Annotated in this window: 12 protein-coding genes; 2 read left to right on the forward strand and 10 right to left on the reverse strand. The window is 61.7% G+C overall.

The genetic code is table 11. The features are described 5' to 3' along the window. Positions 1–138: 138 nt before the first annotated feature. The 8 genes from Q8O80_RS03145 to Q8O80_RS03180 all read right to left on the reverse strand — a co-directional run bounded on the left by Q8O80_RS03145 (position 139) and on the right by Q8O80_RS03180 (position 9,087). The gene (locus tag Q8O80_RS03145) at positions 139–531 is read right to left on the reverse strand and encodes a cupin domain-containing protein (RefSeq protein WP_305576829.1); all 393 of its coding nucleotides are present in this window, start codon (positions 529–531) and stop codon (positions 139–141) included. A gap of 110 nt (positions 532–641) precedes the next feature. Further along, positions 642–1,724, reverse strand: a complete 1,083-nt coding sequence (locus Q8O80_RS03150) for an HWE histidine kinase domain-containing protein (RefSeq protein WP_305576831.1) — start codon at positions 1,722–1,724, stop codon at positions 642–644. Positions 1,725–2,059: 335 nt separating this feature from the next. Then, entirely contained in the window at positions 2,060–2,467 is a 408-nt protein-coding gene (locus tag Q8O80_RS03155) for a VOC family protein (protein ID WP_305576833.1), read from the reverse strand. A gap of 240 nt (positions 2,468–2,707) precedes the next feature. Then, complete coding sequence (locus Q8O80_RS03160; protein WP_305576835.1) at positions 2,708–4,714, reverse strand: aldo/keto reductase; 2,007 nt, start codon at positions 4,712–4,714, stop codon at positions 2,708–2,710. Positions 4,715–4,838: 124 nt separating this feature from the next. After that, positions 4,839–5,927, reverse strand: coding sequence for an ABC transporter ATP-binding protein (locus Q8O80_RS03165; protein WP_305576838.1), 1,089 nt, complete (start codon positions 5,925–5,927; stop codon positions 4,839–4,841). 12 nt (positions 5,928–5,939) lie between these two features. Continuing rightward, positions 5,940–6,821: a carbohydrate ABC transporter permease gene (locus Q8O80_RS03170; RefSeq protein WP_305576840.1), complete on the reverse strand. Its 882-nt coding sequence runs from the start codon at positions 6,819–6,821 to the stop codon at positions 5,940–5,942. Continuing rightward, the gene (locus tag Q8O80_RS03175) at positions 6,818–7,711 is read right to left on the reverse strand and encodes a carbohydrate ABC transporter permease (RefSeq protein WP_305576842.1); all 894 of its coding nucleotides are present in this window, start codon (positions 7,709–7,711) and stop codon (positions 6,818–6,820) included. Before Q8O80_RS03175 ends, Q8O80_RS03170 begins: the two co-directional genes overlap by 4 nt. A 107-nt stretch (positions 7,712–7,818) precedes the next feature. Next, a complete protein-coding gene (locus Q8O80_RS03180; protein ID WP_305576845.1) occupies positions 7,819–9,087 on the reverse strand; it encodes an ABC transporter substrate-binding protein in 1,269 nt (422 codons plus the stop codon). Between the two features lie 105 nt (positions 9,088–9,192). Here Q8O80_RS03180 and Q8O80_RS03185 point away from each other — a divergent pair, with 105 nt between their 5' ends. Next, positions 9,193–10,110 carry a helix-turn-helix domain-containing protein gene (locus tag Q8O80_RS03185; RefSeq protein ID WP_305576847.1) on the forward strand — a complete coding sequence of 306 codons (918 nt, stop codon included), beginning with the start codon at positions 9,193–9,195 and terminating at the stop codon, positions 10,108–10,110. A 62-nt stretch (positions 10,111–10,172) separates the two neighbouring features. On the opposite strand, the gene Q8O80_RS03190 is transcribed toward Q8O80_RS03185, so the two are convergent. Further along, positions 10,173–11,465, reverse strand: coding sequence for an NAD(P)/FAD-dependent oxidoreductase (locus Q8O80_RS03190; protein ID WP_305576849.1), 1,293 nt, complete (start codon positions 11,463–11,465; stop codon positions 10,173–10,175). 212 nt (positions 11,466–11,677) lie between these two features. Between Q8O80_RS03190 and Q8O80_RS03195 the strand changes: the two genes are divergently transcribed. Next, complete coding sequence (locus Q8O80_RS03195) at positions 11,678–13,228, forward strand: PAS domain S-box protein (protein WP_305576851.1); 1,551 nt, start codon at positions 11,678–11,680, stop codon at positions 13,226–13,228. Positions 13,229–13,231: 3 nt separating this feature from the next. Here Q8O80_RS03195 and Q8O80_RS03200 read toward each other — a convergent pair whose 3' ends face one another. Continuing rightward, positions 13,232–13,948 (reverse strand): response regulator, encoded by a 717-nt coding sequence (locus Q8O80_RS03200; protein ID WP_305576853.1) that lies wholly within the window; start codon positions 13,946–13,948, stop codon positions 13,232–13,234. Between the last annotated feature and the right edge of the window lie 88 nt (positions 13,949–14,036).

The raw sequence follows: 14,036 nt of genomic DNA on the forward strand, positions 1-14,036 counted from the left end.
TGGGCGGGCGTCCTCGACAGAGTCAGCCGAGACGGTGACGCCGTCGCCCATCTCGGTCAGAGTCAAGGGATGACCAGTCACGGGCACAGCACCTCCCCGGATGAGATCGCAGCGGCTGCGTCATCGTGGAACCTGCCATCACTCCGTCGTCTTGCCGTCAAAATGTTCCGTGTCGGCTTCCGCCTCGGCCTTGGTGTGGTGGATGACTCCGTCCCGATGATTGGGCGGCGAATAGAGCGTGTAGAGCTTAAGCGGAACATCGCCGGTGTTGATGATGTTGTGCTTTGCCCCAGCCGGTACCACTACGGCGAAACCTGCTCGGATTGCGGTCCTGACCCCATCGAGAACGGCCTCCCCATTTCCTTCCTCGACGCGAAAGAACTGATCGAGTTTGTGAACCTCTGCCCCGATCTCCTCTTTCGGCTTCAACGCCATGACGACGAGTTGGCAGTGCTTTGCCGTGTAAAGGACGCGTCGAAAATCCTCATTGTCCACCGCAAGACTCTCGATGTTCTGCACAAAGCCTTTCATAGCAACTCCTCCTCGTTCACCGTTTGCCCTGCCCATCAACCTTGGGCTCAAGGCTAGGCTACCACGCTTCCTGGTCGAGGCAGCAGAATTGCGGAGATGGTCGCAGCGGACTATAGGCCCAGGGATGGCAAGGGAATGGTGATCCTTGTCAACCAACCCTGGGCCGTTACCTCGCGATCAATCCGCCCGCTGAACTCCCCTTCAATCAACTGCGACATGAGCTTGGTGCCAAAGCCCATGGTAGTTGTGCCGAGGGCAACGAAATCGGCAGCCTGTTCGCTCCAGCACAACACCAGCTCGCCGTCGATCTGCAGCCAGTCCACCAGAATCCGGCCATCCAGTTGCTGCAACGCACCATACTTCAGCGCATTTGTCGTCAGTTCGTGAAAGACCAGGGCAAGCACTTCCGAAGGACGCTGTTTCACCACGAGCGGTGGCCCGGCCAGCGAGACTCGGCTGCTCTCAAGGTCGCCCCACATGAACGGCGCCAGGACTGCGTGAAGGACATCCTCGACGGACAACGCGCCGCGTGTTGATGCGGCCTGCGGCGCCTTGAATGCCAAATCGATGACTGAGGAAAGAGCCAGAATCCGACCCCTGAGGCTCTCTTCCATCTCCCTGGCCGATTGGGCGCCGCGGGCGCTGAGCGAGATCAGCGCGGCAACGGTCGCCATGAGATTCTTGACGCGATGCACCATCTCATGCGCCACGACTTCCTGATGCTCAAGCTCCAGGGTAAGCGCCCTCTCGTGGGCCTCCGACTCCTGGACCCGGAACTGGTCGGAGCGGTCGGACACCACCGCCAGGACGAATTGAGAGCCCCCAGTGGCTATCGTGCGAAACCCCACTTCGATCTGGAAAAGCGAGCCATCCCTGCGCTGCCCCCGGAGGGAGCGCCCTGGTCCCATTGCGCGCATTTGATCCGACCCGAATGCCTTGGACCGGAGGGCGGCGTGACCGTCGCGCGGCCCGGCAGGGACCAGAATATCGACGCTCCTGCCGAGCAGGTCTTCCGGTTCATAGCCGAACTGGCGACCGACTTCGGCGTTCACCGCCAGCATGACCCCTAACGGATCGACGACAATGGCGCCGGCGGGAATGGTGTCCAGGACATCCTGAATGGAGAGGGTTAACCTCGACAAGTCGACGCTCTCTGCCACCCGGCTGGGAGCCGGGCCAGTAGTATTGTCCATAGTTGCCCCGCCGCTTGTTCGCTAGCTGAACCAGTCTACTTCAGCGGCCTCATGAAGTCTTGACCAAAAACAAGCCTGCTGGATAGGCACGCCCTTCCAACAAGTGGCGTGCAAATTTCGGCAACAGGGCGCGTGGGTGTCTTCAGCGTCCGGTAACGCACAGTGAGTTGCGCATTTATCCGCGCAAGGGTGATCGTCAACGTTTGGCAGATGTTCCCCTGCGCCCCCCACAGGATCAATTCATAGAAGCCGAACGAACATTCAGCATCCGCTTTGGTGGTCTGGCCGGGCTGACCGTGAGGCCAGCACGTCACCGGTCCGTGCCGGCCGCCAAATCACTCTGCGGCTGGTGAGTCGATGACCCAGGTCACGCCGAAACGGTCCTTGGTCAGGCCAAAGCCTTGCGACCATGGCTGCGGCTCAAACGGCATGAGAACGGTGCCGCCTTCCGACAGCGCCTCAAAGATGCGGCGGGCGTCCTCGACGGAGTCCGCCGAGACGGTGACGCTGTAGCCACTGCGGCCGGAGAAGTCCTGCATGTCCTGACCCATCAGCGCCTGATCGCCGATATCGATCCAGGCGTGAACGATCCGGTCGAGGCGGTCTTCGGGGACGCCTTGCGCCACTTCGGGCATGTCGCGATTGCTGATCATGCCACGGATTTCACCCCCGAGGATGGCAGCATAGGTGGTGAACGCTTCGCGGCAATCGCCGTCGAAATCAATATTGGCAACGACTTTCATGACAAATTCCTCTCTCTGGCTATGGCGCCGTTCGAGCAGCCAACCGAACCCCCATGTGATCGATGCCGCCCGCTACAGTCCTCCATCTCTATCAACGACGAGCGAGACCGGCTGCATCCGACAGACCCCTGGAGCGAAAATATGGCCGATCGCTCCAGGCGGCGCCTTGGCCGGTTCCACGGCCGCCAAGGTCAGGCTGTTAGCAAAAAGAAAGGGCCCCGCAGGGCCCTTTCGGCGTTGCTAGCCGTTATCCAGCCAGGCGACCTGTTCGGGCGTCAGCTTGATCTCGAAGGCTTTGAGGCTGTCGTCGAGTTCGCCCAGGGTGCGGGGGCCGATCAGCGGGATGGACGGGAAGGGCTGGGCCAGCACGAAGGCCAGGGCGACGTGGATCGGGTTGTGCCCGATTTGCCGGGCCAGTTCGATGGCGCGGTCGCGGCGGGCGAAGTTCTTGTCATTGTACCAGCAGCGCACCAGCTCCTCATTTTCGGTCTTGTCGCGACCGGCGCGGTCGGTGAAGAAGCCACGGCCCTGGCTGGACCAGGAGAAATTGGTGACCTGGGTATCGGTCAGCCACTTCTTCCATGCTTCGGTCGACGATGTCACGCAGCCATCCCAGATCGGCACCAGCATTTCGCTGAGGGCGAAGTTGTTGGATAGCGCCATGGGCCTGGTCTTGCCGCTGCGTTCGGCATAGGCCACCGCCTCGTCGAAGCGCTCCCGGGTCCAGTTGCTGCCGCCGAACGGCCCGCGGATGCGACCGGCCTTGACCTCTGCATCCATGGCATCGACGAATTCGCCGACCGGGACGTCGGGATTGTCGCGGTGCATGAAGTAGACATCGACATAGTCGGTCTGCAGGCGATCGAGCGACTGGGTGAGCTGCCTGGCGATCACGTCGGGATAGACCAGCGGGCTGTGCGCGCCCTTGCCGATCAGCACCGAGCCTTCGCGGGTGCCGCGATTGGTGTGCCACTCGCCATAGAGTTTTTCGGTATAGCCATTGCCATAGACAAAGGCGGTGTCGAAGATATTGCCGCCGCGCTCCCAGAAGGCGTCGAGCAGGATGGCGCCCGAGGCGAAGCTGCGGAAGTCCTCAAAGCCCAGCGCCACGGCCGAGGCCTGCTTGCCCAGGCCCGGAATGGCGCGCTTGGGAATGGCGCCGCTATTGGGGCCGAGCGGGCGATTGGCTAGGGTGTTGACGCGGTTGGCCGCGGTTTCAACCGAGAACTCGATCCCGGCATCGCGGCGCCACTGGTCCAGCACGCGGGCATTGCCCAGGCTGTCATCCCAGCTCATGCCCGGCGCCGCCAGCTCCTGCCGCCTGGCCAGGATCGCCTCGCAGGCGGCATCGACCTCAAAGGAATAGACGTGGCGCTGTTCGCCGACGCTGATCGTTTCGGTCTTGCCGTTCTTGATGATGTCGATCTTGCCGAGGCCCTTGGTGCGATCGCCGCCGGCAAACCAGAAATCGGGCACTTCGATGCGGCCCTCGGCGCCATGAATGCGCAGCACATTGTCCAGATTGGCCATCACCGCGCAGGACACCTGGGCGACAATGCCGTTCTCGAAGGTCAGAATGGCCGCGGCCCAGTCATCGGTGCCTTCGGCATTGAGCTTGGCCGTGCCGGCAACCTTGACCGGGTCGGCAAAGGGCCTGCCCATGACGGCGCCGGCGATCAGGCGGGCCATCGACACCGGGTAGCCGCCGACATCGAGAATGCCGCCGCCGGCCAGCTTGGAGGCGAACAGGCGATGCTCGGGCTGGAACCTGCCCATGGAAAAGCCAAAGCTGGACTGGATCATCCGCACTTCGCCAATCACGCCGGATTGGACCAGCTCGATCAGCTTGGTGGTCTGCGGATGCAGCCGGTACATGAAGGCTTCGCCGGCAAAGGTGCCGGCCAGTTCGTGGGCATGCAGCACGGCGCTGATCTCGAAGGACGACAGCGCGAACGGCTTTTCCACCAGCACATGCTTGCCCGCTTCGGCCGCCTTGATCGCCCATTCGGCGTGGCCGGTATGGGGCACCGCGATATAGACCGCGTCGATCTCGGGGTCCGCCAGCAGGGCGTCATAGCCCTTGACCACGCGAATGCCGGGAAAGTCGGTGGCCAGGTTCGGCTTGCCCGGGTCGCGCGTCGCAATGGCCGTGATCACGCCATGCTTTGAATCGGCAACGCCGCCGAAAAACGCCTTGGCGATGCTGCCGGGCCCGATAATGCCCCAGCGAATTTTCTTGTCAGTCATGGTTCTGGTCCTTGAGTGGACCTCGTCGCGAGCCTGTGGCAGCACGAGGTCGTGGCAGAGTGTCTGGGCATGACCTCATGGTTCGACAGGCTCGCCATGAGGTCTAGTGAGGGTTGGGTGGTCGTCAGCGCAGGCGCTGGCCCTTGTCGTCGAACAGATAGGCCCGGGCCGGATCGATCGAGACGGTGATGCTTTCCTGATCGCCTTGGAGACGCGACTGCTCGTGCTCGATGATGATCTGCTCGCCTGACCTGGTATTGGCATAGATATAGCTGGTGGCGCCCAGATGCTCGGCGACATCGATATTCAGGCTCATCTCGGCGCCACCGGCGCCGGCAGGGCCAAAGTGCTCGGGCCGCACCCCGATGGTCACGGCGGAGCCGACTGCCGGGGCGGCGCCGGTGAGCGGCAGCGCGAGCCTGGCCTTGCCCTGATGGATCAGTTCAACGGTAACCGTGCCGTTACCCGATGCCGTCACGACGCCCGCCATCAGGTTCATTTTCGGCGAGCCGATAAAACCGGCGACGAACAGATTGGCTGGATCCTCATAGAGCTCCAGCGGCTTGCCGACCTGCTCGATGACCCCGTCGCGCAGCACCACAATGGTATCGGCCAGCGTCATGGCCTCCACCTGATCATGGGTCACATAGACCATGGTGGTCTTGAGCTCCTTGTGCAGCCGCGCGATCTCGATGCGCATATGCACGCGCAATTCGGCGTCCAGATTGCTCAGCGGCTCGTCGAACAGGAATACTTCGGGCTTGCGCACAATGGCCCGGCCAATGGCGACGCGCTGCCGCTGCCCGCCCGACAGCTCCTTGGGGACACGATCCAGCAGCGGTTCGAGCGCCAGGATGCGGGCGGCTTCATCGACCTGTCGGGCGATCTGCTCCTTGGCGACACCGGCAAAGCGCAGGGCAAAGCCCATGTTCTCGCGCACCGTCATATGCGGATAGAGCGCATAGGACTGGAACACCATCGCGATGCCGCGCTTGCTCGGATCGACATCGTTCATCTGTCGCCCGCCGATTTCGAGCTCACCGGCGGTGATGTGTTCGAGCCCAGCGATCATCCGCAACAGGGTGGATTTTCCGCAGCCCGAAGGGCCCACAAAGACCACGAATGCCTTGCTCTCGATCTCCAGATCAACGCCCTTGATGACTTCCAGGGAGCCGTAGGACTTGCGCACGCCCTTGAGTGTTACACTGCTCATGCTGAATGCACCTTATTTGACCGCGCCCAGCATGCCTTCGACGAAGCGGCGCTGGAGCAGGAAGAAAATGATGAGGGTGGGCAGGGTGGCCAGTACGGTGCCGAACAGGATCATGCCGTAATCGGGAGTATAGGCGGAGGTCAGCGCCGAGATGATCAGCGTGATGGTCTTGTTCTCGGCGGTCTGCAGGATGATCAGTGGCCACAGATAATTGTTCCAATTGGTCATGAAGACGATGATCGTGGCGGCCGCATAGGTCGAGCGCATCACCGGCATATAGACATAGAAAAAGATCTGCCACTCCTTGAGCCCGTCGATCTTGGCGGCGTCGCGCAACTCGCTGGGGAAGGCCTTGGTCGCCTGGCGGAAATAGAAGATGATGAAGATCGAGGCCACGGTGGGCAGGATCACCGCCGCAAAGGTGTTCACCAGCCTGGCCTGCGCGAACATCACGAACAGCGGCACCATCATGGCCGCGAACGGGATGGAGAGCATCAGCAGCAGCAGCGCGAAGATGCGCTCACGCACCCGCGACCGGAACATCTCGAAACCATAGCCGGCCAGCGAGGAAACCACGAGCGTCAGCACCGTCGCGACGCCGGCGATGACGGCCGAATTCCAGAAAATGCGGATCGCGTCGATCTGGGTGAAGAAGGTCGTCGCATTGGTGATCAGGGCGGTGCCGATGCTGGCCTTGCCCTTGATGATGTCGGCCGAGCTATTGGTGGCGCCGATCATCATCCAGACAAACGGGAAGACCGAGACGAAGGCGGCAATCGAGAGCAGCAGATAGACGAGGGCGCGGCGGGCAAGCGCCCAGGCTTTGCCAGGCGCCACGGTGCGGCGCGCAATCGGGCGGGCGGTTGCTGCAGCTGTCATGGGGGCAACGTTCATGACGTCCTCCGGTCGCGGGCAATGAGGAACTGGATGAAGCTCAGGATCGCCACCAGAACCACGATCACCCAGGACACTGTCGCCGAATAGCCGAAGCTGGGCATGAACTTGAAGGTCAGATTGTAGATGTAGAGCGACAGGGTCAGCGTCGAATCCGACGGGCCGCCATTGCCTGCGGTGAAATTGTAGACCTCGTCGAACAGCTGCAACGTGCCGATGGTGGAGATCACGGTGGTGAACAGGATCACCGGCTTGAGCATGGGGATGGTGAGGTAGCGGAACCGGGCCCAGGCGGGCACGCCATCGATCCGGGCGGCCTCGTAGATCGAGCGGTCGATATTCTGCAGCGCCGCCAGATAGAAGATCATGTTGTAGCCGGTCCAGCGCCAGGTGATGGCAATGATGATGACCACCTTGGCCCAGAACGGATCGGTGAACCAACCGATTGGCGAGCCAATGATATGGACCGCCATCAGGGCCTGATTGACTACCCCGTCGGTGGCAAACATCGATTTGAAGATGGTCGAATAGGCAATCAGCGACGTGACGCAGGGCAGAAAGATCGCGGTGCGGAACAGGCCCCGGAAGCGCAGGGTCGAATCATTGAGCGCCACTGCGAACAGCAGCGCCAGCGTGATCATGATCGGCACCTGGATGATGAAGAAGGTGAAGGTATTGCCCAGCGCCCGCAGGAACACGGGGTCCTTGGTGAGCCGCTCGATATTGGCCAGGCCGCCAAAGCTGAAATTCATACCCTTGCCGACCTGGAAGCTCATCCAGAGCGACCAGATGATCGGGTAGATCATGAACAATCCAAGCAGGATCAGCGCCGGGGCGATGAACGCCCACCCGGTCAGATGCTCCCTGCGCGCCAGTCGTGCCTGTGCCAATTATCTGTCTCTCCGCTGCAACCGCATGGATCCTGCCCCAAAGGGCCCGGCGCTGCCGTGCAGCGCCGGGGCGGGAAGCGGGCCGCGGCCCGCTTCCCTACGGCAGATTATTGCATCTGCTGCTGGGCCTGATCCTGGATCGCCTGCAGCGCAGCGTCGAGGTCGCCGCCCTCGATGATCGTGGGCAGTTGCGCCTGTACCGCGGAATCGACCTCGGCGGTAAAGGTGCCATAGTCGACGCTGGGGATCTCGCTCAGCCACTGCGAGAAGTTCTGCCACACCGGCGCCCCACCAAAGAACGGGTCTGTGGCCTGATAGGCTTCGCCTTCGCGAGCGGCGAGCAGCGAGCCCACGGCGCCCTGTTCGATCAGAATTTTCTGGTAGAAATCGACATCGCCGCCCCAGACGGTCTTGAGGAAGTCGATGGCCTCTTCCTTGTTGTCTGACGATGCGAGCACATACCAGCTCGACCCGCCCTGGTTGGAGGCGTTGACCGAGCCTTCGACATCGAGGCGCGGGATCGGGGCGACGCCCCACAGGCCGGACTGGTCGGCATTGGCCTTGATCGTTCCGGTAATCCACACGCCCACGGGAACCATGGCGACTTCGCCCGAGGTAAAGGCGCCGGTATACTCGGCCCAGCCGGAGACGGGCTTGACCAGATCGGCCTGGTAGAAACTGGCGTAGGTTTCCAGCGCTTTGCGGAGCGGCGCATTATCGACAATGCTCAGGCTGCCATCCTCGGTGAAATACCAGGCGCCGGCGGACTGCATCATCATGCGGATCAGGCCACTATCGGCCAGATCGAGGTCAAGCAGCGGCTTGCCGGTCTTGGCCTTGATCTCCGTGCCGATCTCGATCAGGCGGTCCCAGGTAATGTTCTGGAGGTCTTCGCCGGTGAAACCGGCTTCCTCGAGAATGTCGGAGCGGTAGAACAGCCCCGTTACGCCGGAGTCGAAGGGCAGGGAGTAGGATTTGCCATCCAGGGTCGCCGCGGCAACCTTGTACTGCGCGAATGCCGACATATCGATAGCATCCGACAGCGGCTCAAAGGCGCCGGGGAAGGACTGCAGATATTTCTGCGCCACGTCGTCCTGGATCAGCACGATATCGGGCAGCCCCTCGGTGCTGCCGGCAAGCAGCTGCGTCTGCAGCTTGGCGCGGATATCGTCCTGGCTGGCCGAGTCATCGATATTGATCGTGACGTCGGGATGGGTGGGGGTATAGCGCGCGGCGGCCTCTCTCATGGCGGCGCCGTTGAAGTTGGGATCCCAGACCCAGACCGAAACTTCCCCGGCCGAGGCGGCGGCGACGGTCAGAAAACTGACTCCGGCCAGTGCCACACCGAGCAGGCGCCGCGAAGCAATGCGATTCATGGTAGTCCTCCCTTTTAATTTGCTCTTCCGATAAGCCCTTCCTAAGCTATGCTACTGACGCAGGGCGTCTATGCCAAAAGGTAGCAAGAGTTGGCGGAAAGTAAGATGGTGGCAAGGGCGTATTATGAACCCGCAGCCAATGGGGTGGAGCGTCTACCAACCGAACTGCAGATGTTTCACGCATCCCCGCTGGTGATGCGAGCAGCCCATTGGCACGCACAGGTGGAGGTCAATTTCATTGTCCGTGGCTGGGCCAATTACCGCATGAGCGGGCATGAAATCCGCTTCAATGCGGGCGACATGGCACTGTTCTGGGGCGGCCGGCCGCACTATCTCAACGATGCCTCGGACGATCTGGTCTATGCCGGTGGCCATCTGCCACTGGTGCATTTCTTCCGGCTGCGGCTGCCGCAGAACGTGCAGGCCAAGCTGATGCAGGGCGCGACCCTGGTGACCAGGGCAACCGATGCTGCCGATGCACTCAATTTTGCGCGATGGAACGACTATGCCCGTTCAGGCGACCCGATGAAGGCCGGCATGGCCGTTGACGAATTGCTGCTGCGCATCGAACGGGTCCGTTTCGACCCCTATGATCTGCTGCCCGGGCCGGTCAGTGTCGCCAGTGCCATTGAGGGCATTGACCACCACTCCTCGCCGATCGTGGTGCGCATCTGTGACTTCATCGCCGACAATTTTCGCGAGGATATTGATTCGAGCGATATCGCCTCGGCGGCCGACATCCATCCCAAATACGCCATGGGGGTTTTCAAGAAGTCCACCGGCATGACGCTCAATGACTATGTCAACCTGATGCGGCTCAGCTATGCGCAGGCCCTGCTGATGCAGGAGGACGTCAATGTGCTGCAGGTAGCCATGGATAGCGGCTTTGGTTCACTCAGTGCATTCAACAAATCGTTCCGCAAGATTGCCGGCATGTCGCCGACCGATTTCCGGCGCGACGTGCGCTGCCGCCCCAGCGCGCCGCGGGTCATGCGGGCCCATTCGACGGGCTCGGTGAACTGACGCCAACCAGGAACGGCGCCTGCTGGCGCCGTTCTGCTAGGCCCGTGACCAGGACGGGCCCGCTATTCAGCGGGATCGACCTTGACGGCCTTGAGCTTGTCGATCCCGAGCACCTGCAGGGCCAGATGTTCATAGAAGGGCTCGGATTGACCCGAGCGCATCTTGCCCAGGAAGTACTTTTCAAAGCCCACCTTGGCCAGGTGCACCCATTTGCCCTCCGATGACCAATTCACATTGCGCGGTGGCAATTGTGGCTGGGCGACAAAGGCAATGCCCGAATCCCCGAAATCAGCCAGGCAGATGGCATTCCAGGTTGGCACCGCATTGGGCTCTTCGCCGGCGATCAGCCGGGCAATATTCTGCACCGTGGCGGTGACCATGGATTCGATCATGAAGCCAGTCTTGGGCACACCCACCGGCACGGGTGTCTTGCCCATCGGCGGAATGGCAACGCAGACGCCGACCGAGAAAATCTCGGGGAAGCCGGGATTGCGCTGATATTGGTCGGCCAGGATGAAGCCGCGTGGATTGGTCAGCCCCTCGATGTCGCGCACCGCTGCCACGCCACGGAAGGCCGGCAACATCATCGAATAGGCAAAGGGCAGTTCATGGGCCTGCTTGACCGAGCCGTCATCGGCGATTTCGGAGACGCTGAGCATGCCGTCTTCGACCTTGTCGACCTTGGCGTTGCAGATCCACTTGATGTGGCGCTCGCGCATGGCGCTCTCGATCATGCCCTTGGTGTCGCCCACCCCGTCCAGGCCAAGATGGCCGATATAGGGTTCGGACGTCACGAAGGTCATCGGCACGCGGTCGCGCACCTTGGCGTCGCGCAGGGCCTTTTCCAGAATGAAGGCAAATTCATAGGCGGGGCCGAAACAGGAGGCCCCTTGCACCGCGCCAATCACCACTGGCCCGGGATTGGCTACCAAATTGTCAAAGGCGGGCCGGGCGGCCAGGGCATGATCAATCTGGCAAACCGACTGCGTGAAGTGTTCAGGACCAAAGCCCGGAATTTCATCAAAGGCCAGCTCGGGCCCCGTCGCAATGGCCAGATAGTCATAGCTGATGGACTGTCCGTCATTGAGTTCGACGCGCTTTTCGCTGGCATGCAGCCGTTTGGCGCCTTGCGGATGAAAGGCGATCTTGCGCTTGGCGAACACCGGCGCCAGATCAACGGTTACCGCGTCGCGCTCACGCCAGCCCACCGCCACCCAAGGGTTGGACGGCACGAAGGAGTATTCGGGTCCCTTGTTGATGACGCTGATCTGATGCTCTGATCCGAGCGCGTCGCGCAACTCATAGGCCATAATAGTGCCGCCAAGACCGGCCCCGAGTACGACAACATGTGCCATTGTATCCTCCTTGAACGAACGCGAAGCTCGTATGGTGGCGGGCACAGGTGCTTATCGACCGACCCACTGATGTCCGCAGGCTAGCAAACTGCCGCAGGCCCCAATTTGACATATATCAAGACCACGGACGATTGGTTGGGGGGGCCTTTTTGTTTGTACCCGGCAGATGGCCCGGCTAGGACTTGGACAGTGCAAACAATGATGTGGTCGCCGTGTCCGACGAAAATGAACTGAATTCCTCTCTGGTGGGACAGGCTCGCAAGCTGCAGTCGATCCTGCAATCGGCACTTGACGGGATTATCACCATCGATGACCACGGCACCATCACCACGGTCAACCCGGCTGCTGCCCGGTTGTTCGGCTATGAAGAGGCCGAATTTCTGGGCCGCAATGTGCATTTCCTGATGCCTGAGCCCTATCATTCCGAGCACGATGGCTATCTGCACAATTATCGCACCACCGGGCGTCGGCGCATCATCGGCATTGGCCGTGAAGTGACCGGGCTGCGCCGCGATGGTAGCACGTTTCCCATGCATTTGGCCGTCAGCAAGTTCGAGATGGATGGTCGCATCTTCTTTACCGGCATCATCCATGACCTGTCGGCCCGCAAGGCCACCGAAATGGAACTGCGCCAGGCCCAGAAGATGGAGGCCATGGGGCAGCTGACCGGCGGTATTGCCCACGATTTCAACAATCTGCTGACCGTCATCATCGGCAATCTCGAAATGCTCGAGGGCAAGCTGACCACGCCGCTCCAGCGCGAACTGGCCACCGAGGCGCTCGACGCGGCCGATCTGGGGGCCCGCCTGACCACGCGCCTGCTGGCCTTTGCCCGGCGCTCGCATCTGGAGCCCGAGAGCATCAACCTCAACAGCTTTGTGCTCGGCCTCACCGACATGCTGCACCGCACGCTGGGGGAGACGGTCTATCTCTCCAATGCGCTGACGCCCAATCTCTGGCCGGTGCGGGTCGACTCGTCGCAGGTCGAGAGCGCCATCGTCAACCTCACCGTCAATGCGCGCGACGCCATGCCTGATGGGGGGCGGGTGGTTATCGAAACCAGCAATGCCGTGATTGACGAAACCATGGACGGGCAGTTCGATGGCCTGCAGCCGGGAGATTATGTCCGGCTCACCGTGTCCGATTCCGGCGAAGGCATGAGCGATGCGGTCCGCGAAAGGGCTTTCGAGCCCTTCTTCACCACCAAGGAGCAGGGGCGCGGCACCGGGCTGGGGCTTTCGATGATCTACGGCTTTGCCAAGCAGTCCGGTGGCCTTGCAACTATCGAGAGCGGTCCGGAAAAGGGCACTGTCGTCAGTATTTTCCTGCCCCGCCATCTTGTCGAGCCGGTTGGGCTTGCCACGGATGATCCCGACGAGCCGGCATTGCCTGGCGCCGGGCAGACCATTCTGGCGGTTGAGGATGATGAGCGGGTGCGCAAGCTCACCGTGACCCGGCTGACGCAACTGGGCTACAATGTCATCGCTGCCGGCAGCGGCGCCGAGGCGATTGATCTGCTGGCCGCCGGCTCAACCGCCGATTTGCTGTTTTCGGATGTGGTGATGCCCGGCGGCATGAGTGGCTTTGACCTGCGCAGCAAGGTGCAGGCGCTCTATCCCAACATGCCGGTTCTGCTCACCTCAGGCTATGCCGAAGAAATGGCACGCAGCGATCATGATCGCGAGAACCAGCCCAAAATCCTCCGCAAGCCCTACCGTATGGCCGATTTGGCGGATGCCATCGACGCCGCACTCAAGAGCTGAGGCTCAGGCCTGCAGCGATTGCGGGGTGAAGCAATAGCCGGCGCCGCGGACGGTCTTGAGCAGGCGCGGTTCGCGGGCATTGACTTCGATCAGTTTGCGCAAGCGGGCAATCTGGTTGTCGATACTGCGATCATTGGGTGCCCAGTCGTGTCCCTTGAGCAGGTCCATGATCTGGTCGCGACTCAGAACCCGGTGTGGATGGCGAGCGAACAGGGCCAGCAGGTCGAACTCGCCGCTGGTCAGGCGAATATCGCCATCCGACCCGCGCAGGGCGCGGCGATCGAGGTCCAGCACATAATCATCAAAGGCGATTGAGGCCGGCGGAGCCGATGCGGGCGCGTCGGTGCGCGGTCCGCTGCGGCGCAGCACCGAGCGGACGCGCGCTAGCACCTCGCGCAGATGGAAGGGTTTGGCGATATAATCGTCGGCCCCGATTTCCAGGCCCACAATGCGGTCGATCATGTCTCCCTTGCCGGTGATCATGATGATGGGCAGGTCCCAGCTCTGCCGCACGCTGCGGGCAATCGTCAGCCCGTCGGTGCGACCCAGATTGAGATCAAGCGTGATCAGATCGACGCCGTTCTCCAGCGCGGTTTCGACACCCGCCTGATCGGTCGCCTCGCTCACGCGGTAGCCCTCGTCTTCAAAGCAGCGACGCAGCATTCGGCGCACCTGGTCATCGTCATCCACGACCAGAATGTGGCTGGGGTTTTCGGTCATGCTGGGGCGATCTCCTTGCTGGCTGGCGGGTGCTGCTGTCGCCGTTACAATTCATTACAAACGCCGCGTACGCAGCTTACATGCCGAC

The organism is Devosia sp. (assembly GCF_030689745.1).
GTDB classification, from domain to species: Bacteria; Pseudomonadota; Alphaproteobacteria; order Rhizobiales; family Devosiaceae; genus Devosia; species Devosia alba.

Coding starts and splice junctions, on each gene's coding strand:
- Q8O80_RS03145 (WP_305576829.1), bottom strand. CDS start 531: ATGAAAGGCTTTGTGCAGAACATCGAGAGTCTTGCGGTGGACAATGAG.
- Q8O80_RS03200 (WP_305576853.1), bottom strand. CDS start 13,948: ATGACCGAAAACCCCAGCCACATTCTGGTCGTGGATGACGATGACCAG.
- Q8O80_RS03190 (WP_305576849.1), bottom strand. CDS start 11,465: ATGGCACATGTTGTCGTACTCGGGGCCGGTCTTGGCGGCACTATTATG.
- Q8O80_RS03170 (WP_305576840.1), bottom strand. CDS start 6,821: ATGAACGTTGCCCCCATGACAGCTGCAGCAACCGCCCGCCCGATTGCG.
- Q8O80_RS03160 (WP_305576835.1), bottom strand. CDS start 4,714: ATGACTGACAAGAAAATTCGCTGGGGCATTATCGGGCCCGGCAGCATC.
- Q8O80_RS03185 (WP_305576847.1), top strand. CDS start 9,193: ATGGTGGCAAGGGCGTATTATGAACCCGCAGCCAATGGGGTGGAGCGT.
- Q8O80_RS03165 (WP_305576838.1), bottom strand. CDS start 5,927: ATGAGCAGTGTAACACTCAAGGGCGTGCGCAAGTCCTACGGCTCCCTG.
- Q8O80_RS03155 (WP_305576833.1), bottom strand. CDS start 2,467: ATGAAAGTCGTTGCCAATATTGATTTCGACGGCGATTGCCGCGAAGCG.
- Q8O80_RS03150 (WP_305576831.1), bottom strand. CDS start 1,724: ATGGACAATACTACTGGCCCGGCTCCCAGCCGGGTGGCAGAGAGCGTC.
- Q8O80_RS03180 (WP_305576845.1), bottom strand. CDS start 9,087: ATGAATCGCATTGCTTCGCGGCGCCTGCTCGGTGTGGCACTGGCCGGA.